This is a genomic window from Stenotrophomonas sp. KH_036_B, assembly GCF_057839485.1.
Window position 1 is genome coordinate 2491321 of sequence record NZ_CM174491.1, and the last position, 19452, is coordinate 2510772.

Below are 19452 nucleotides of genomic sequence, written 5' to 3' on the forward strand. Positions count from 1 at the left end.
CCAAAGCCAAAGCCAGAGCCAAAGCCAAAGCCAAAGCCCTGGTCTGCGAATGTCCTTGGCTTGGGCCGGCGGGCACGGGGGTACGGGACACGCCGTAAATACGTCCATGTAGGCTCGTAGAAAACATCCATGTTTTCTACGGTCCCGTACCCCCGCACCCGCCGACCCCTTGACGGTCAGCCGGTGGCCAAGGGAAAGCAGTGGGCGACGACCGCTGGTCGGAAACCGAGCGTTGCCGTGGTCGTTGCGTTTGATTTCCCTTGGACACCAGCCAACTTTCAAAGGCTGGCGGGGGTGGGTTTGCGGGACTGTAGAAAACATGGATGTTTTCTACAAGCCTCCAAGGATGGATTTACGGCGTGTCCCGCAAACCCACACCCGCCGGCCCAACGCAGGCCATGTATCAACCCTCGGCCGTCCGCCCAGATGCGTGAAGCAGCCGGGCAAGGCCCGGCTCTACGGGACAGGGTGCGATCCAGAGCGTGCGTGTCCCGCAGACCCACACCCGCTGGCCAACCTGCAGGCACCTGCAGCCCAAGGCTTCTCGCCTTGATGCGTGAGCGCTCATGACGCCCACGCATCGCGCCTGCACCGCTTACCTCACTTGACCACACCACCACTCAACACCATCGGCGTGGTCTGCAGCGGCTCGTTGGCCGAGCGCGAGAGCTGCAGTTCGTAATGGCCTTCGGCGATCTTCCACTGCTTGTCGGCGGTGTCGAAGCTGGCCATGGCCTTGGGTTCGGCTTCGATGCGGATCCGGCGCGATTCGCCCGGCTGCAGCGTGACCTTCTGGAACCCGATCAGGCGGATCGGCGTGGTGCTGCCTTCCGGCATCTTCAGGTACAGCTGGGCCACGTCCGCACCGGCCACCTTGCCCGTGTTGCGGATGTCGACCGTCGCCACCAGGCGCTGGCCCATGCCCGTGTAGGTCAGGTTGTCGTACTGGAACTGCGTGTAGGACAGCCCGTGGCCGAACGCGAACTGCGGCACCAGGCCCTTCGCCGCGAACCACTTGTAGCCGACGTTGGCGCCTTCGATGTCATAGTCGATGGTGTCATCCGGCTTCTGCTTCGGATTGAAACCCAGCCCGTTCACGTGCGGACGCGGCAGCTGGCTGGCATCCACCGGCCAGGTGACCGGCAGGCGGCCGGACGGATTGACCTTGCCGGTCAACAACGCCGCGATGCCTTCGCCGCCGCGGATGCCCGGGTACCACGCCTGCAGTACCGCCGGCACCTGCTGCAGCCACGGCAGCTCCACCGGGCCGTTGGTTTCCAGCACCACCACCGTCTTCGGATTGGCCTTGGCCACCCCGGCGATCAGCCGGTCCTGGTTGTCCGGCAGCTGCATGTGCGGCAGATCGACCGATTCGGCCGACCACTGCGTGGCGAACACGATCGCCACGTCCGCCGCAGCGGCAGCGCGCGCCGCAGCAGCCACATCGCGACCGTCCACGTACTCGATCGTTGCATCAGGCCGTTCCGCGCGCAGCGCCTCCAGCGGCGAGGACGGGTGGAAGATCACCGGGCCCGGCCACGTGGTCGGCAGCACGCCCGGCACCGCGTTGGTGCCCTTGGCCGTCCAGCCCACCATCGACGAACCACCCCCGCCGATCACGCCCTTGTCGGCATGCCCGCCGATGATCACGATGCGCTGCACGTCCTTGCCCAGCGGCAGCAGGTCGCCGGCATTGCGCAGCAGCACGCTGCCCTCCTCCACCGTGCGCTGCGCCGCCAGGAAGCCGGCCGCGTCATCGATCGGCACGTGCTGCGGCGGCAGGTCGAAGTTGCCGTGCGCGAACATCGTGCGCAGGATCCGCGCCACCATGTCGTCCAGCCGTGCCTGCGGCACCGTGCCACCGGCCACGGCCAGGCGCAGCGGTGCATCGAAGTACACCGCCTTGTCGAACACCTCGCCTGCCGACTGCTGGTCCAGACCGGCCAGCGCCGCCTTCGAACCGCTGTGCACGCCGCCCCAATCGGACATCACGAAGCCGGGGAACTTCCATTCCTGCTTGAGCACCTGGTTCATCAGGTAGTCGTGTTCGCAGCCGTAGATGCCGTTGATGCGGTTGTACGAGCACATCACCGAACCGGGCTTGCCCGCGTCCAGCGCGATCTCGAACGCCAGCAGGTCCGACTCGCGCATGGCCTGCTCGCCGATCTCGGCGCTGTGGAAGTTGCGCGAGGTCTCCATGTCGTTGAGCGCGAAGTGCTTCATCGTCGAGATCACGTGCTGGCTCTGCACGCCGCGGATCGATTCGCCGACCAGGCGACCGGCCAGCACCGGGTCTTCGCCGGCATATTCGAAGTTGCGGCCGTTGCGCGGGTCGCGCTGCAGGTTGACGCTGCCGGCGAGCAGGATGTTGAAGCGCTGCTGCCAGGCCTCACGGCCCATGGTGGCGCCACCGGCGAACGCGATGTTCGGGTTCCAGCTCGACGCGGTGGACGGGCCCGACGGCATCGCCGTGGCATGGTCGCCCTTGCGGATGCCGCCCGGATTGGTCACGCCCACGCCGGCGTCGGCCGACTGCTGCGCCGGAATGCCCAGCCTCGCCACGCCGGGCACGAAACCGGCCGACCCCACCGCGCCTTCCGGCAGCGGCCCGCCGTCCTTGCCCAGCCCGAAGTAGCTGTGCAGCATCTGGAATTTCTCGTCCACCGTCATCCGGGCCACCAGCAGCGCCGCGCGCGCATCCGCGCTCAGGCCCGTGTCCATCCACGGCGTGTCGCCTCCCACCGGTGCGGTGTAGCCCAGGGTCAGCAATTGGCCGGCAATGGCCGCATCGTCTGTGATGCGCAGCTTGACCGCCTTGCTGCCGGACGCCTCGAAGCCCTGGCTGTAGCCGGCGCCATTGGCGACCTTGGCAAACCCTGCCGCCGTCGCGGTGGCGGCATCGACGCCCAGCAGCACCGCCGGGGCGCCCAGCCGCGAGCTGTCCACCAGGGCCTTGACCGCAACGCCGTCGGCGGCGGCGACGCTGGCACGCGTGTACAGCGCGACCACGTGGCGGCCGTCATTGAGCCGCAGGTAATTCAGGCCGGGCGCTTCCACGCCCGATTCGGCCTCCACCGGCAGCCGCGACAGCACGATGCTGCCACGCTGTTCGGCCGCCGCCGGGTCGGCGCTGACGAAGCGGTAGGTGTAGCCAAGCTGGTCGGCCAGGGCCGCCAGCGGATCGGGGGCGTGCGCGGTGCCCATGGTGTCGGCCGGACGCACGACGTTGCCGATGGTCAGCGCGTCCACGTCCAGCGCCTGCAGCTGGGCGGCAACGCCCTTGGCGTCCAGGTAATCGGGCGCCTTCTCCAGGCTCAGCACGGTAAAGGCATCGCGAGCGGTGGCAGGCGTTGCGGCCAGCGCGGAGGCAGACAGCGACAGAGCGATGGCGGCCGTCAGGGCCAGGGGCTTTGTAATCGTTTTCATAAGCGGGCGAAACACCTTTGCTGACGCAGAAAATCCAGGGAGTCTTGCCGCAGAAGGGTGCAGCGCCGTCGTGGCGGATCCCGGCACGTTTCCGTGGCCGGCATCGGAACTACACAGTTGGGACGGCTACGACCAGGCCCCTCCGCCCGTCGCTACAGCCACCCCACCTGCAGGGTGCCGTGACCGGCACCCATCCGGTCAAGAGTCGTCCACCCTGTTCATCCGTGTCAACAGCGTGTTCAGGTTCAGCGGTGCGGTCGCGACGCGTAAGTGGAGGTCGATGACTGCACGGAGACGGCCTATCGAGCTTGGTGAATCCATCCAGACGTTTGATTTCCAGAGTTGCGAACTAACCTCTAAGGTGTATATTCAACCCAGTCATGGAAGCACGCGATGATCCCATCGCAGCCAGACAGCCTTCTTCCCGTTCCACCGCTCGGCGTCGCAGTGCGGCCTGATGGCGTATGGGAAAAGCGGACGCCGTGCTACCCCCCTGGCACAGGTCAAGCAGGTAGTCCGCCAGTTCGGAACCGGTGTATTTGGTTTCAAGGCAATCGCTGGAATGACCGCCATGCAGTTGAATCCGCGCCAGGCGGTAGCTGCGATTCTGAGGCTGATGCCGGAGCATTTTTTCAAGTCCATGACAGCCGAAGCCGATGTGAGCCACACGCTTTGGCAGGACGTCTATCACGCCCCAACTGAAAACGGATTGGCTTATATCAAGTTCATGCTTTGGTTTCCCGCCGCTACCTCCAGCGCCGCTGTCACCCCTTCGCCCAAGCTCGTTATCTCTTTCAAGAAGCTCTGACCATGACAACGACAACCGGACGTGACTATCCAACCATCGCCCCTGGTCAGTGCCCGGCATGTGGCACGGTCGATTCCCTGGTTGCCTTTTCCGGCAACCTGCCGCTTGCCAGCGGCAATCGGGTGATTGATGTTCCCCGCATGACCGGTCAGCGTTGCGTGCACTGCGAAGAAACATTCCTGGATGAAACCAGTCAGGCACGATATCTCGCTGCAGCAGATGATCTGGTGGTGCAGGTACGGTTGGAAGCGGGCGCGGAACTGCGCCGTGTGCGTCGGAAGTTGCGTCTCAGCCAGCATGAAGCGGCCACTATTGCCGGCGGCGGTCCCAATGCGTTTTCTCGTTACGAGACGGGCAAGGCCCAGCCGGTAGCAGCGGTGTTCAACCTGTTCTACCTGCTTGATCGCCACCCGGATCTCCTCGGGGAGATCCGGGAGGCCCGGCGTATTCCGATTCAAACCAAAGCCCGGAACAATTCGTAGCAATGCACGGAACGGAAATGCGTTTCCGGCTGCGTCAGTCGATCTGCACCGGCTTGATCACTTCAGTATCGGCAGCCGCGACCAGCCTGCCATCGGCATCGCGCGGCAGCAACGGCGCCAGTTCCCGCCCGTCGCCGATCACCTGCAGGTGCGAACGCGGTTCAGCCGGGGCGAACAGATGGCCCTCGCCCCACTGGCGCAGCGCCACCACCAGCGGAAACAGCGCCTGGCCCTGCGCGGTAAGCACGTAGTCCTGATAACGGCTGCCATCGGCGGCCGCCTGCTGGACCAGCACGCCGGCATCCTGCAGCGCCTGCAGGCGCTGGCTGAGCATGCTGCGCGACATCCCCAGGCTGCGCTGGAAATCGCTGAAACGGCGCACGCCGTCGAAGGCGTCACGCACGATCAGCAGCGACCAGCGGTCGCCGATCAGGTCCAGCGCGCGTGCCACCGGGCAGGTGCGGTTGAGGTCGTCGCTCATGAAGGGCCTCCTTTGTAGTTTCATTTTAGAACCAAATGCAGCAGACTCAACTGGTTCTATTTTGAGACCAGTTATGTCCGCCGCGCGCCCACTGCCCCGCCTTGCGCCTTCGCTGCTGCTCCTGTTCGCGTGTGCGGCTGGACTCAGCGTGGCCAACGTCTATTACGCCCAGCCGCTGCTCGACGCCCTGGCGGCCGACCTGCATATCAGCACGGCCTGGATCGGCGCCGTCATCGCCGCCACCCAGGTCGGGTCGGTGGCAGCGCTGCTGTGGCTGGTGCCGCTGGGCGACCGCATGGAGCGGCGGCGGCTGATGGCACTGCAGACCACCGCACTGGTCGTGGCGCTGCTCTGCGTCGCGGTCGCGGGCACGGCGACGGCGTTGCTGCTGGGCATGCTCGCCGTTGGCCTGCTCGGCACGGCGATGACCCAGGGATTGATCGCCTACGCGGCGGCGGCCGCTTCATCCCATGAACGTGGGCGCGTGGTCGGGGCGGCACAGGCCGGGGTGGTGATCGGCCTGCTGTTGGCGCGGGTGGTGGCCGGGGTGGTGGCCGACCTGGCGGGATGGCGGGCGGTCTACCTGCTTTCCGCTGCCCTCATGGTGGGCGCCGGGGTGCTGCTGTGGCGGCACCTGCCGCGGCTGCCGGTGCCGCAGCGCTCGCCCCGGCTGTCGTTGACGGCCCTGCTGCGCCACACACCGGTGCTGCGCCAACGGGGCGTGCTGGGGCTGTTGATGTTCGCCGCCTTCGGGCTGTTCTGGAGCAGCATGGCCCTGCCGCTGAGTGCACCGCCCTTCGGGCTTGGCCATACCGCGATCGGCGCGTTCGCCCTGGTCGGAGTGCTGGGCGCACTGGCGGCCGCACGCAGCGGGCACTGGAGCGACCGCGGGCACGCCGGCCGGGTCACGCTGGGCGCGCTGCTGCTGTTGCTGTTGAGCTGGTGGCCGCTGTCGGCGCTGCACGCCGGGCTGGGCTGGCTGGTGCTGGGCGTGCTGCTGCTCGACCTGGCCATACAGGCCCTGCATGTCACAAATCAGAGCCTGATCCTGGCGGCCGCGCCGCAGGCCCAGGCGCAGGCGATCGCGGCCTACATGCTGTTCTACGCCGCCGGCAGCGGGCTGGGCGCGCTGGCCGGGAGCGCGCTGTATGCGGCACACGGATGGGGCGCGGTATGTCTGGCCGGGGGCGCGGTATCGGCGCTGGCGTTGGGCGCTTTTTTGAGGCGGTCATGAACGTTTGAATGACGTAAGAGGCCATCACACATGAACGGCGAAACCATTAGCATTTTTACTAATTGGCGGTAGCATGTCGGTCTCAGCCCTTGACACTCGCGCTTCCGATACTCGCCCTCATGCCCCGGTTTTCCGCCCCCTTCCCCCTGTTCCAGCCCGTCCGGGCGGTGCGCTGATGGGCGCCGTGCTGGCCCTGGAGCAGCTGCTGGAAAGCCGCCAGGTCTGGCGCGGGCAGCCGCGTGGCGCGGTACCGGACCCCCCCGCCCACCCCACCGGACACCCGGCGCTGGATGCGCGGCTGCCCGGCGGTGGCTGGCCGCCGGCGGCGCTGTCCGAGGTGCTGCTGGCTGCCCCCGGCCAGGGCGAGCTGGCGCTGGTCTGGCCCACCCTGGCCCGGCTGAGCCAACTGCAGCAGACCGTGGTGCTGGTCGCCCCGCCCCACCTGCCGAACGCTCCGGCCTGGGCCGGGGCCGGCATGGCGCTGGGCCAGTTGCAGGTGGTGCATGCCACGGCGCGCGAGGCGCTGTGGGCGGCCGAACAATGCCTGCGTTCGGCCGCGTGCGCGGCCGTGCTGTGCTGGCCGGGACATGCCGACGACCGCACCCTGCGCCGGCTGCAGGTGGCGGCCGAAACCGGCCAGTGCCTGGGCTTCGCCTTCCGTGACAGCCGCCTGGCGCGCAACCCCTCCCCGGCCCCGCTGCGCCTGCAGCTCGAGGCCGGCCAGGTGCGGGTGCTCAAGTGCCGCGGCGGGCAGGCACCGGCACAGCCGTTGCCGCTGGCCCTGGCCCATTGAGGCGCCGCCATGCAGTGGGCCTGCCTGTTGCTCCCCCAACTGGCGCTGGACGCCGCCCTGCGCCAGCAGCCCGATCCGCGCGCGCCGCTGGTGCTGGTCACCGGCCCGGCGCAGCGCCGGGTACTGCATGCGGTGAGTCCGACCGCCCGCCAGCTCGGCCTGCGCCGCGGCATGCTGCTGTCGGCCGCGCAGGTGCTCACCCGCGACATGCTCACAGTGGACTACGACCCGCGCGCCGAACAGGACACCCGCCAGCTGCTGGCCAGTTGGCTGTACGGCATCAGCTCGCAGGTAAGCCTGGCATTCCCGCATGCGCTGGCCCTGGAGATCGGTGCCAGCCGCGCGCTGTTCGGCGACTGGCCGGCGATCGAGCAGCGCCTGCGCGAGGGCTTGAAGGAACTCGGTTTCCGCCACCGCCTGGTGGCCGCACCGAACCCGCATGCGGCCTGGGTGCTGACCCGCGTGCACGCACGACTGGGCGTGGATGCGATGGGACTGGAGGCCGCGCTGGCGCAGATCCCGATCGAACGCAGCGGGCTGCCGGCCGAGGCCGTCACGGTACTGGCCCGTTCCGGCCTGCGCACCCTGGGCAGCGCGTTCGCGCTGCCACGTGACAGCCTGGCCCGGCGCTTTTCCGCCCAGGTGCTGGGCCACCTGGATGCACTGCGCGGGATCGGCACACCACCGCTGCAGTACTTCCGTCCCCCGGACCGGTTCGATGCGCGCATCGAGTTCGAGTACGAGATCGATTCCACCCAGGCGCTGCTGTTCCCGCTGCGCCGCCTGACCGCCGACCTGGCCGCCTTCCTGTGTTCGCGCGATGGCGGCGCGCAGCAGTTCGACCTGTGGTTCGAGCATGACCGGCATCCGGACACGCGGTTGACCGTTGGCCTGCTCGCGCCCGAACGCGATGCGGCCATGCTGTTCGAACTGGCGCGCAACCGCGTGGATCATCTGCGCCTGCCCGCCGGCAGCCGCGGGCTGCGCCTGCAGGCCGAACAGCTGCCGCCGTTCGTGCCGGCCGCACGCGATCTGTTCGACCCGCGTCCGCAGCAGGCGATGCCGTGGGAACAGCTGCGCGAACGCCTGCGTGCCCGGCTCGGCGACGATGCCGTGCAGGGGGTGGGGCTGCGCGCCGAACACCGTCCCGAACGCGCCAGCGGCACCGCCCTCGAAGCGACCAAGGGTCCGCCCCCCACGCTGCCATTGCGCCCGGGCTGGCTGCTGTCCCGTCCCCAGCCGCTCTACGATCCGGACCTGCGCATCCTGTCCGGACCGGAACGGATCGAATCGGGCTGGTGGGACGATGGTGATGTCCGCCGCGATTACTACGTGGTGGAAACCGGCTATGGCCAGCGCGGCTGGGCCTACACCGCCGCCGGTGCGCGCAACGGGCCGTTCATGCTGCACGGCTGGTTCGCATGAGCACCGCCCTGCCCGGCTATGCCGAACTGCATTGCCTGTCGGCCTTCAGTTTCCAGCGCGGTGCGTCCATCGCCGAGGAGCTGTTCGCACGTGCGAAGGAACAGGGCTACCAGGCCCTGGCGATCACCGACGAGTGTTCGCTGGCCGGCATCGTGCGCGCCTGGCAGGCGGCGAAGAAGCACGCACTGGCCCTGATCACCGGCGCCGAATTCCAGATCGAAGACGGCCCCAAGGTGGTGCTGTTGTGCACCGACCAGGCCGCCTACGCCGGCTTGTGCCAGCTCATCACCACCTGCCGCCGGCGCGCGCCCAAGGGCGAGTACCGCTGCCTGCGCGAGGATTTCGACACGCTGCCCGAGGGCCTGCTGTGCCTGTGGGCCGAGCGCGCGCCTGGCAGCGACGAAGCCGCCTGGCTGCAGGCGCGCTTTCCGCACCGGCTGTGGCTGGCGGTGGAACTGCACCGCGACGCCGACGATGTGGAACGGCTGGAAGCCCTGCTGGAATTCGGCTACGCCCATGACCTGCCGCTGGTGGCCAGCGGCGATGTGCACATGCACGTGCGCCGTCGCCGCGCGCTGCAGGACACCCTGACCGCGATCCGCCACCACTGCACGATCGCCGATGCCGGCTGGCACCTGTTTCCCAATGGCGAACGCCACCTGCGCACCCGCGAGGCACTGGCCGTGCTGTATCCGCCGGAGCTGCTGGAGGAAACCCTGCGCATCGCCGCGCGCTGCCGGTTCGATCTTTCCCAGCTGCAGTACACCTACCCGCGCGAGCTGGTGCCCGACGGCCACGACCCGGCCAGCTGGCTGCGGGCGCTGGTCGAGGATGGCATGCAGTGGCGCTGGCCGGAGGGGGCCAGCACGGCACAACGTGCGCAGATCGAGCACGAACTGGGCCTGATCCATTTCAAGCAGTACGAGTCCTACTTCCTCACCGTGCACGACATCGTCCGCTTCGCGCGCGGCCAGCAGATCCTGTGCCAGGGCCGCGGTTCGGCCGCCAACTCCTCGGTGTGCTTCGTGCTGGGCGTGACCGAGATCGACCCCAGCCACATGGCGCTGCTGTTCGAGCGCTTCATTTCAAAGGAACGCGACGAGCCGCCGGACATCGACATCGATTTCGAGCACGAACGCCGCGAGGAAGTGCTGCAGTACGTGTTCAACCGCTATGGCCGCGAACGCGCCGCACTCACTGCCGTGGCGATCAGCTACCGCGGCCGCAGCGCGGTGCGCGACGTTGCCCGTGCGCTTGGACTGCCACCGGACCAGGTCAACGAACTGGCCGCGTGCCTGGACCGCTGGAGCAGCCACGAACCGCTGCCCGATGCCCTGCGCGAACGGGGCTTCGACCCGGACACGCCGTTGATGCGGCGCGTGGTGGCGCTGACCGCCGAACTGGTCGACTTCCCGCGCCACCTGTCACAGCACCCGGGCGGATTCGTGATTTCCGAGCACCCGCTGTCCACCCTGGTGCCGGTCGAGAATGCCGCCATGGCCGACCGCACCGTGATCCAGTGGGACAAGGACGACCTGGATGCCACCGGGTTGATGAAGGTCGACTGCCTGGCGCTGGGCATGCTCACCGCCGTGCGCAAATGCCTGGCCATGCTGGAAGCACGTGGCGAACGCGGCCAGGATGGGCGCGTTCTGACCATGGCGTCCCTGCCGCCCGATGACACGCCCACCTACGACATGATCTGCCGCGCCGATACCCTGGGCGTGTTCCAGATCGAATCGCGCGCGCAGATGGCCATGCTGCCGCGCATGCAGCCGCGCTGCTTCTACGACCTGGTGATCGAAGTGGCGATCGTGCGCCCCGGCCCGATCCAGGGCGACATGGTGCATCCCTACCTCAACCGCCGGAAGCGGCTCAAGGAAGAAGGGATCGAAGAGATCGACTACCCGCCGGCGCTGGAAAAAGTGTTCAAGCGCACGCTGGGCGTCCCGTTGTTCCAGGAACAGGTGATGCAGCTGGCCATCGAAGCGGCTGGTTTCAGTGCCGGCGAGGCCGATGCACTGCGCCGCTCGATGGCCGCGTGGAAGCGCCACGGCGGGCTGGAACCGCACCGCGAGCGCCTGCTGGCCGGCATGGCCCGCAACCATTACAGCCGCGAGTACGGCGAGCGCCTGTTCGAACAGATCAAGGGCTTCGGCAGCTACGGCTTCCCGGAAAGCCATGCCGCCAGCTTCGCGCTGATCACCTACGTGAGCTGCTGGCTGAAGTGCCACCACCCTTCGGCATTCGCGGCCAGCCTGATCAACAGCCAGCCGCTGGGCTTCTACACCCCCGACCAGATCCTGCAGGACGCGCGCCGCCATGGCGTGCCGGTGCTGCCGGTGGATGTGCGCCACAGCGATTGGGACTGCACGCTGGTGCCGGCCACGTCGCCCCATGCGCTGCCCGGCATCCGCCTGGGCCTGCGCATGATCGATGGCTTCAGCGAAGCGGTCGCCAACGCCGTGATGCAGGCGCGCACGCGATACGCGTTCGAGAGCGTGGCCGATCTCAGCCAGCGGGCACGGCTGGACCGCCGCCACCAGGGGCTGCTGGCCGACGCCGGTGCGCTCAAGGGCTTGAGCGGGCATCGCCATCGTGCCCGCTGGGACGTCTCCGGCGTGGAGAAACCCCTGCCGCTGTTCGAGAACGTGCGCGCCACCACCGACATCGTGGTGGCGTTGCCGGCGCCCAGCGCGTTCGAGGACATGCAGGCCGACTACAACAGCACCGGCACCACGCTGGGGCGCCACCTGGTGTCGTTCATCCGCCCCCAGCTGAGCGAGCGCCGCTGCCACCGCTCCGACGAACTGGCCCAGCTGCCGCATGGCCGCAGCGTGCGCTTCGCCGGCCTGGTCCGCATGCGCCAGCGCCCCCAGACCGCCAGCGGGGTGACCTTCCTCACCCTCGAAGACGAGTGCGGCATGGTCAACGCCGTGGTCTGGCGCAAGACCGCCGACCGCCAGCACCGCGTGCTGGTGGAGGCCCAGCTGATGCAGATCGACGGCCGGCTCGAACGCGTCGATGGGGTACAGCACCTGATCGTGCAGCGCATGCACAACATCGACACGCTGATCGACGGGGTACGCACGAGCAGCCGCGACTTCCGGTAACCAGCGCGCTGCCCTGCTGTGACCGGTTTCACGTTGATGACAGAAACAGACTTTTCCGACTGGTGTCGCAAACACCCCATCGGCTATCGTCGCTGCCATCCAAGGATCCGGAGCCAACCATGTCGCGCGCACTCACCCTCACCACCCTGGCCGTGTCCAGCCTCGCACTGCTCGTTTCGGGCTACACCGCCGTGCGGCTGCACCAGAGCCAGTCGGAACAGCGCGTCATCACCGCCCGCGGCCTGGTCATCCAGGACGGCAACGGGCAGGCCCGGGTCATCCTCGGCGCCCCCCTGCCCGACCCGCTCAGCAAGGGCGTATCGCAGGGCCCGCGTGCATCGCCGCTGTCGGGCGTGGTGCTGCTCGGCGCCGACGGCTCCGAGCGGGGCAGCTATGGCACCGCCGATGTCGGCGACGAGGCCATGCTGACCCTCGACGACGCCAATGGCACCACTGAAGTGTTCAAGATCACCGCCAACCCGGACCGCGGCGCCACCCTGGTGATCAAGCACCAGAACAACACCGGCGCCATGCTGACCTCGTGGCAGGGCACGCCGGAGCTGATTTTCCTCAACGACAACGGGCAGTCGCATTACATTCGGGCGGGGACGACTGCGGCGCCCTGAGGATTTCGATGGACGGCTTCGGCGGCATGTGAAAATGTGTGTCGCGTCTGTCCTGGAACACGCCATGTCCATCGCCGCTCCTTCCTGGCCGCCAGCCACCACCGTTGCCGATTTCCGTCGCAACCTGGATGCGGTGCATGCGCGCATCGCGGCGGCCTGTGCCCGCGCCGGGCGCGATCCGTCCAGCGTGCGACTGCTGCCGGTCAGCAAGACCGTGGACGAAGCGCGGCTGCGCCTGGCGGTGGAAGCGGGCTGCGATACGCTTGGCGAAAACAAGGTGCAGGAAGCCAAGGCCAAGGCCGAGGCCATGGCCGACCTGGGCATCCGCTGGTCGGTGATCGGCCATCTGCAGACCAACAAGGCCCGCGATGTGGCCCGCTTCGCCAGCGAATTCCAGGCGCTGGACAGCCTGCGCGTGGCCGAGGCGCTGGACCAGCGGCTGGCCATGGAAGACCGCGTGCTGGACGTGTTCGTGCAGGTCAATACCTCCGGCGAGGCCAGCAAGTACGGGCTGGATCCGATCGCGGTCGCCGATTTCGTGCAGCAGTTGCCGGCCTTCCCGCAGCTGCGCGTGCGCGGGCTGATGACGCTGGCAGTGTTTTCCCCCGATCCCGAGCAGGTGCGGCCGTGTTTCGTGCGGCTGCGTGACCTCCGCGAGCGGCTGCGTCCGACGCTGCCTGCCGGTGTCAGCCTGGACGAACTGTCGATGGGCATGTCCGGGGACTTCGAGCTCGCCATCGAGGAAGGCGCCACCGTGGTCCGGGTCGGACAGGCCATCTTCGGCGCGCGCGCAACGCCCGACAGTCAGTATTGGCCCACGCCGGCGGGTTGATCCGCGCCTGCGTGCAGCCCCCCCTCAAACCCCCGGCGCTACCAGCGTCTCCATATGCCGCGCATGCTCCGCCGCCTGCGCATGCAGCCACTCACGAAACGCCAGGAACCCCTGGTGCGTTGACGAGCGCGGCGGAAACACCAGCCAATGCGACCAACGCGTCTTCAGCCGGTGCGGCGACAACGCAATCAACTGGCCCGAATCCAGCAGCAGCCGCGCCCGCGTCACCCGCCCCAGCGCCACCCCGAATCCATCCAGCGCCGCACGGTGGTGCGCCTCGGACTCGTTGAGCATCGCCACAAATCGCGACGGCGCCGTGTCGCCCGCCAGCGCAAACCAGCGGTGCCACTCGCCATCGGGATCCCCCAACAGCGGCCACTCCGACAGCGGGCGCGCGTCCACCCCACCCATCCGCTCCACCAGCGATGGACTGGCCATCGGCATCAACCACTCATCGAACAAGGGCTCGGCGTGCAGGCCGGTCCATTGCCCTGCCCCCACCCGCAAGGCCGCATCGACCTGCAGCTGGCGCTCGAAATCGGTCAGGCGCTCGCTGGATTCCAGGTTGAACTCGATCTGCGGCTGCGCGGCCACGAACGAACCCAGCCGTGGCACCAGCCAGTTCGACGCCATCGATGGCAGCGCGCTCACTGTCAGCACCCGGTCATGCCGTGCACCAAAGGGTTGCAATGCCTGCGCAATGGCGTCCAGGTGCGGCCCCACCTGGTCCAGCAGCCGCTGGCCTTCGGGCGTCACCCGCACGCCACGCGGCTGCCGCTGCAGCAAGGCATAGCCCAGCCGCTGCTCCAGCTGGCGCATCTGGTGGCTGAGCGCGCTGACCGTCAGGTTCAGTGACTCGGCCGCCCGGGTCAGGTTGCCCAGGCGCGCGGCCGCCACGAAATTCTGCAGCGGCTGGAGGGGAATCCGGGACATGACGACTTGAATCCAGCTCAAGGATGGGTTGCGAAATGATCGCTTTCGCGGACTCCATCCTGCACCTATCGTCAAGTCCACTCAAGTGGAGGGGCGCATATGAACATCTATAGCGGTCTGCTTTTCATGCACGGGCATATCGCCAATGTGGCACTGGCGCAGCGGCTGGCGGAGCCGGACCCGGAGGTGGATGCCGCTGCTCGCGAAACGGCGGCGGGGGCGCATCGGTCAGGGGTCCCTGGCGGGTCTGGCGCCGTTGCGGTCTCGGCCGGCGCTGGGCGCAGCGGAAGGGAACGTGGGGCGTAATGGTGCCTGCCACGCATGGCGTGGCACTACGGGGCGGGTGTTGATTCGGGTAGCAGGCGGGGCCGTCCGTCGTACCATTCGCGTGCGCCGGCCAAGTGCCAGGTGCGCTTGCCGCCGCCCATCTCGATCCCCGCGCCGAGCAGCCCCCAGCGCACGTACAGATCACCCTGACGCTGGGCCTGCTCCATGTCCAACCGCGCGCGCAGCGACAGGCGCGCGTTCTCGGCCTCCAGGTCGTCCACCACCAGGTGTTCCCGGCGCCAGCGCAGTTGTCCGCTGGCCTGGACCTCACCCGAATCGAGCAGCCCCAGCACCCAGCGCGGGTATTCACTGCGCTCGGCGAACACGCCCAGCAACGGCCCCGCATCGCGCAGCCGCAGGTCCGCGCGTGCATCCACCTGGTACGGCGCCGCCGCATCGATGTGCCCGCTGCGCAGGGTTGCTTCGCCCCACCAGTTCGCCTTGCCCGCATCGTCGCCGACCTGCACGTTGCGCAGGCTCAGCGTGGTGCCGCCCAGGTCGAACTGACGGCTGTCGAAGTCGGCACGCTGCACGCGCGCCTTCACCTGCGCATCGCCACGCAGGGCCATGCCGGCCACCTGCATGCGTGCACCGGTACCGCGCAGGTCGGCACGCCCCTGCCCGACCCGCCCGGCGCTATCCAGGGTCACGTCGCCACTGAGCAGGCCGGTGCCGCCGAGCAGGCGCATGGACTCATTGCCCACGTAGCGGTTGTAGGCGGTCAGGTCGGGAACCCGCGCATTGTCGAAATGCAGGCGCGCGCGCATGCCGTCACGCAGCTGCTGCAGCCGTGCATCGCCGCGCAGAGTCAGCGCCATCGCCTTGCCGTCGAACAGCAGTGCCTTGGGCGCATCCACCGGCGCGGCGCGGAACCGCGGAATCTCGACCTGCAGCTCGGCCTGCGGCGGTGCCCCGTCGACGATTCGACCCACGGCACGCGCGTCGCCCAGCATGCGCACGCCGGCCACCTCGGCCACTGCGGCCACCTGCGGCACGTTCAACGTACTGCCCGGCGCCAGCTGCCCGTCCACTATCCTGAGATCGCCTTCCAGCAACCCACCCCCATCGAGATGGAACCACGGCTTGCGCACGAACAGGTCCGAAATCCAGTTCAGCGACTCGAACCGCCACGCCCCGCGCACATCACCCGACATTCTTGGCAACAGCTCGGCCGGTGCCTGGAACGGAATCTTCCGCCCGGTCACACGCAGGTCGGCGTGCAGTTCGCTGCCGGTCTCCGGATCGCGCGGCAAGCGCGCCTGCACGCGGATGTCCTGCGCCACGTCCAGCTGCAGCGACAGCAGCCCGCGGTCAGGTGCATGCACACCCGCATGCACCGGCACCCGCCACACCACACGGCTGCCCGGCTGCAGCACGCCACGGTCCATCACCACATCGGCGTTGAGACGGGCTTCGGCCGGCACGCTGCCGACCTTGACGTGCGGACCGGCGGTATCGATGTTGATGGCCTGGCTGCGTCCATCCACCTGCAGCTGCGCCCAGAGAATGCCGAACTTGCGCAGGCCCGGCGCGTCGTCGCGGTAGTGGCGCGGATAATGGAAGCGTGCCGCCAGATGGGCTTGGTCGAGCAGCGTGACACCGTCGTAGCTGACCGTGGCGTTCTCGAAACCAGCGGTGGAGTCGAACAGTTCCGACGGCCCGCCGCGCACCTGCTTGAGGAAGCCGACCGTCCCGCTGCCCTCGCCCACGATCAGCAACTTGCCGAAACGACCGCTGCGGATGCTGTCGCTGTGGATCGCATCGAAGCGCAGGGTCCAGCCCCGATCGCCGCGTGGCGGCGGCGGAATGGCCTGCTCGACACGCTCCACTTCCGACTCCACCCCGCTGGCATTGATACGCGGAATGCGGACCTCGCGCCCGAACAGCGCCGTCAGCGAGATCCACGCACTGGCCCGGTCCGCGCGGAAGATGTACACCGTGCGGTTGGCCTGGCCGCGCATGCGGATGTTCCAGACCACGGCGTGCCCCGGCAACAGGGTCAGCGCCGGGCCGGTCTGCATCGAGAACTTCTCAGGCTTGCGGTTGGTGACGGCGTCGAACAGCGGCGTGTTGAGGAACACATTGCCGGCCACCAGGTACAGCGCATACAGCGCCAGCAGCGTAAGCAACGCCACGCGCCATGGCCGGGGCCAGCGCCGGACGCGCTCGGGAATCAGGGGCATGAGGGTGTGCGACGAAGCAGAATGACGCAGCTACTATCGACAACGACCCGACGGAGCCGTGTGAAGGCCGATCGCTGCCATCGCCGCGCGACGTCACCCCGCGCGCCGTTCCGGGTCCCACGCCACCGGCTGCCACAGCTCCAGCTTGTTGCCATCGGGATCCAGTATCCAGGCGAATGAGCCGTTCTCATGGGTCTCGGGACCACTGACGATGGTCACACCCGCTTCGCGCAGCTGGGTCAGCAGTCCGTCCAGATCGTCAACGCGATAATTGATCATGAAGGGCGCGTCGCTGGGGCTGAACCACTGGCTGTCCGGCTCGGCCAGTGCCCACACCGTCAGCCCGCCGTCGTTGGCGGTGTCGTCGGGCCAGCGCAGCACGGCACCGCCGAAATCCTCCAGCGTCATGCCCAGGTGCTGCCGATACCACTCGGCCAAGGCGGCGCGATCCCCGCGGCACTTGAAGAACACCCCTCCGATTCCGGTCACCTTTGCCATCGCCCTCTCCTGACGTTCGTGATGCCGCGGCGGGTCGCCGTGCGCAGGGTCGATCCTATGCCCTCGGCGCCCCAAACGAAAACGGCAGGCCGATGGACCGGCCTGCCGTTGTTTCGTCACGCGAGGCGCGCGATCAGAAGCGGAACTCGCCACCCAGGCTGATGGTGTCCACGTCCACGTCCACGCCGCTGAAGTCACCCTTGCGGCGGTCGTAGTTCAGGCTCATGCCCCAGTGGTGGTTGAAGTCGTAGCCGACGTTCACGCCGTAGTACGGCTTGGTCGAGCTTTCGTCATCCACCACGTCGAAGGTGTCTTCGCGGACCTGCGCGGTCAGGCGGGCGACACCGGCGCGGGCGCCGATGAAGAAGCCGGTGTTGTCGTTGCCGAAGTTTTTCTTGGCCACCAGGCCGACGCCGATCGAGACCAGGTCCAGTTCCTGGTCATAGCCCAGGTCCTTGTTGTACAGCGAACCGACATGGCCTTCGACGCCGATGTTCGGGGTGAACCAGTAGCCGCCGCCGACCGCGGCGGAGGTGTCGGACTCGCTGCCGCGGAAACCGTCGTAGCGCACTTCGGTATCGCTGCTGCCGAGCTCGGCACGGACAAACGCCTGGCCCGCCATGGCATTGGTCGACAGGGTGGCCAGCGCGACGGCGGCGGCCAGGGTCACGGACTTCTTCATTCAGATCCTTCCAAAGGTGGTTTGCCCTTCTGGGCGGCGCCACTCTGCCTCCTGTTCACGTTTGTGTCAATTCCGTTAAACGAACCCTCACGCCCCGGCGTCGGGGAGCTTGGCGACCACCTTGAACTCCACGTCGAACCCGCTCAGCCAAGTCACCCCCACGGCGGTCAGGGTCGGGTGCGGCGCCTCGCCCCAGTATTCGGGCACGATGGCCCAGACCCGCTCCAGGATGCGGTCCGGGTCGATCATGAAGACCGTCACGTCCACGACGTCTGCAAAGGTGCAGCCAGCGGCGGCCAGCACTGCATTGAGGTTTTCGAACAGACGGTGCACCTGCGCCTCCAGCTCCGGCTCGGGCGAGCCGTCCTCGCGGCTGCCGACCTGGCCGGACACGAACAGCAGGCCGTTGGCACGGACGGCCGGGGAATAGCGGTAGCGGGCATACAGGTCCTGCCGGCCGGCGGGGAATACGACGTCACGGGTTGCCATTGCAGTCTCCAGAGGGCGGGTGCCCCATTGATGTGATCCACCACGTTAAGCGTCGACCCGGACCTTGATAAACGACCGCGACTGACCATCACTGTTTGTAGAATCCAAACAATTCCCCGCAGGAGCGCAGATGGACCGGTTCGATGCCATGCAGGCCTTCGCCCGGGTCGTGGAGACCGGCAGCTTCACCAAGGCCGCGCAGACCCTGCATATGAGCCGCACCACCGTGACCCAGCTGGTGCAGCAGTTGGAGGCGCGCCTGCGCGTGCGCCTGCTCAACCGCACCACGCGCCAGGTCAACGTCACCGCCGATGGCGCGGCCTACTACGAACACGTCGCGCGCCTGCTGGCGTCGCTGGACGACGCCGAGACCAGCCTGTCCAGCTTCGCCGCCAGCCCCCGTGGCCGGCTGCGCGTGGATGTGCCGGCACCGCTGGCGCGTTTCCTGCTGGTGCCCGCCCTGCCCGGCTTCCATGCGCGGTACCCGGACATCCAGCTCGACCTCGGGGTCAGCGACCGCAACGTGGACCTGATCGACGAGAACGTCGACTGCGTGATCCGCGGCGGCGTCATCACCGATCCCTCGCTGGTGGCGCGCCACATCGGCGACCTGCACGCCGCGCTCCATGCCGCGCCTGTGTATCTGGACACCGTGGGTGTGCCTGCCCATCCCAAGGACCTGGAAGCCGTTCCGCATCGCATCGTCGGCTACCGCGGTTCGCGTCGTGCCGGCGTCATGCCGTACGTACTGCATCGCGGCGACGAGGTGCTGACCGTGCACGGTCGCCACCTGCTGGCCGTCGACGATGGCAACGCCTACCTCGCCGCCGGCGTGGCCGGCCTCGGCGTGCTGTGGTTGCCCGACTACGTGGCCGCCGCGCATGCACAGCGCGGCGAACTGGTGCGCGTGCTCACCGACTGGCAGGTGGAGCCCATGCCGCTGCACGTGGCATTCCGCCCCAACCGCCACATCAGCGCCAAGCTGCGCGTGTTCGTCGACTGGGTGGCCGCGTTGATGGCCGAGCATGTGCCGGTGATCGACCCGCGCCAGACCGCGTAGAGCCAGCCCATGGGTGGCTGCGCTTCGTTCGGTTGCCGCGACAGCCACCCAGGGGGTGGC

General features: G+C 68.1%; 16 protein-coding genes. 9 read left to right on the plus strand and 7 right to left on the minus strand.

Features of this window, described 5'->3' with window-relative positions:
• Positions 1-600 precede the first annotated feature (600 nt).
• A complete protein-coding gene (locus AC3ITN_RS11170) occupies positions 601-3426 on the minus strand; it encodes a beta-glucosidase family protein (RefSeq protein ID WP_489390544.1) in 2826 nt (941 codons plus the stop codon).
• Between the two features lie 457 nt (positions 3427-3883).
• Here AC3ITN_RS11170 and AC3ITN_RS11175 point away from each other — a divergent pair, with 457 nt between their 5' ends.
• Both AC3ITN_RS11175 and AC3ITN_RS11180 read left to right on the plus strand, forming a co-directional pair.
• The gene (locus tag AC3ITN_RS11175) at positions 3884-4234 is read left to right on the plus strand and encodes a type II toxin-antitoxin system MqsR family toxin (RefSeq protein WP_489390545.1); all 351 of its coding nucleotides are present in this window, start codon (positions 3884-3886) and stop codon (positions 4232-4234) included.
• Between the two features lie 2 nt (positions 4235-4236).
• Positions 4237-4716, plus strand: coding sequence for a type II TA system antitoxin MqsA family protein (locus AC3ITN_RS11180; RefSeq protein ID WP_313340922.1), 480 nt, complete (start codon positions 4237-4239; stop codon positions 4714-4716).
• A 34-nt stretch (positions 4717-4750) separates the two neighbouring features.
• On the opposite strand, the gene AC3ITN_RS11185 is transcribed toward AC3ITN_RS11180, so the two are convergent.
• Complete coding sequence (locus tag AC3ITN_RS11185) at positions 4751-5197, minus strand: winged helix-turn-helix transcriptional regulator (RefSeq protein WP_489390546.1); 447 nt, start codon at positions 5195-5197, stop codon at positions 4751-4753.
• A 73-nt stretch (positions 5198-5270) separates the two neighbouring features.
• On the opposite strand from AC3ITN_RS11185, the gene AC3ITN_RS11190 reads away from it, so the two are divergent.
• From AC3ITN_RS11190 to AC3ITN_RS11215, 6 genes are all read left to right on the plus strand, one after another.
• Complete coding sequence (locus AC3ITN_RS11190) at positions 5271-6431, plus strand: MFS transporter (protein ID WP_489390547.1); 1161 nt, start codon at positions 5271-5273, stop codon at positions 6429-6431.
• Between the two features lie 175 nt (positions 6432-6606).
• Complete coding sequence (gene imuA, locus AC3ITN_RS11195) at positions 6607-7224, plus strand: translesion DNA synthesis-associated protein ImuA (protein ID WP_489390548.1); 618 nt, start codon at positions 6607-6609, stop codon at positions 7222-7224.
• 9 nt (positions 7225-7233) lie between these two features.
• On the plus strand, positions 7234-8649 hold the full coding sequence (locus AC3ITN_RS11200) for a Y-family DNA polymerase (RefSeq protein WP_313340911.1): 1416 nt from the start codon (positions 7234-7236) through the stop codon (positions 8647-8649).
• Entirely contained in the window at positions 8646-11762 is a 3117-nt protein-coding gene (locus tag AC3ITN_RS11205; protein WP_489390549.1) for an error-prone DNA polymerase, read from the plus strand. Before AC3ITN_RS11200 ends, AC3ITN_RS11205 begins: the two co-directional genes overlap by 4 nt.
• 119 nt (positions 11763-11881) lie before the next feature.
• The gene (locus AC3ITN_RS11210) at positions 11882-12388 is read left to right on the plus strand and encodes a hypothetical protein (protein ID WP_489390550.1); all 507 of its coding nucleotides are present in this window, start codon (positions 11882-11884) and stop codon (positions 12386-12388) included.
• 64 nt (positions 12389-12452) lie between these two features.
• Positions 12453-13220, plus strand: a complete 768-nt coding sequence (locus AC3ITN_RS11215; RefSeq protein WP_489390551.1) for a YggS family pyridoxal phosphate-dependent enzyme — start codon at positions 12453-12455, stop codon at positions 13218-13220.
• 24 nt (positions 13221-13244) lie between these two features.
• Here the strand turns inward: AC3ITN_RS11215 and AC3ITN_RS11220 are convergent, their stop codons facing one another.
• From AC3ITN_RS11220 to AC3ITN_RS11240, 5 genes are all read right to left on the minus strand, one after another.
• The gene (locus AC3ITN_RS11220; RefSeq protein WP_489390552.1) at positions 13245-14153 is read right to left on the minus strand and encodes a LysR substrate-binding domain-containing protein; all 909 of its coding nucleotides are present in this window, start codon (positions 14151-14153) and stop codon (positions 13245-13247) included.
• Between the two features lie 332 nt (positions 14154-14485).
• Positions 14486-16663, minus strand: a complete 2178-nt coding sequence (locus AC3ITN_RS11225; RefSeq protein ID WP_489390553.1) for a translocation/assembly module TamB domain-containing protein — start codon at positions 16661-16663, stop codon at positions 14486-14488.
• A gap of 93 nt (positions 16664-16756) precedes the next feature.
• On the minus strand, positions 16757-17161 hold the full coding sequence (locus tag AC3ITN_RS11230; protein WP_313340899.1) for a VOC family protein: 405 nt from the start codon (positions 17159-17161) through the stop codon (positions 16757-16759).
• A gap of 133 nt (positions 17162-17294) precedes the next feature.
• The gene (locus AC3ITN_RS11235) at positions 17295-17843 is read right to left on the minus strand and encodes an outer membrane beta-barrel protein (protein WP_313340896.1); all 549 of its coding nucleotides are present in this window, start codon (positions 17841-17843) and stop codon (positions 17295-17297) included.
• A gap of 87 nt (positions 17844-17930) precedes the next feature.
• Positions 17931-18332: a RidA family protein gene (locus tag AC3ITN_RS11240; protein ID WP_489390554.1), complete on the minus strand. Its 402-nt coding sequence runs from the start codon at positions 18330-18332 to the stop codon at positions 17931-17933.
• A gap of 130 nt (positions 18333-18462) precedes the next feature.
• On the opposite strand from AC3ITN_RS11240, the gene AC3ITN_RS11245 reads away from it, so the two are divergent.
• Entirely contained in the window at positions 18463-19392 is a 930-nt protein-coding gene (locus AC3ITN_RS11245; protein ID WP_489390555.1) for a LysR family transcriptional regulator, read from the plus strand.
• The last annotated feature ends 60 nt before the right edge of the window (positions 19393-19452 follow it).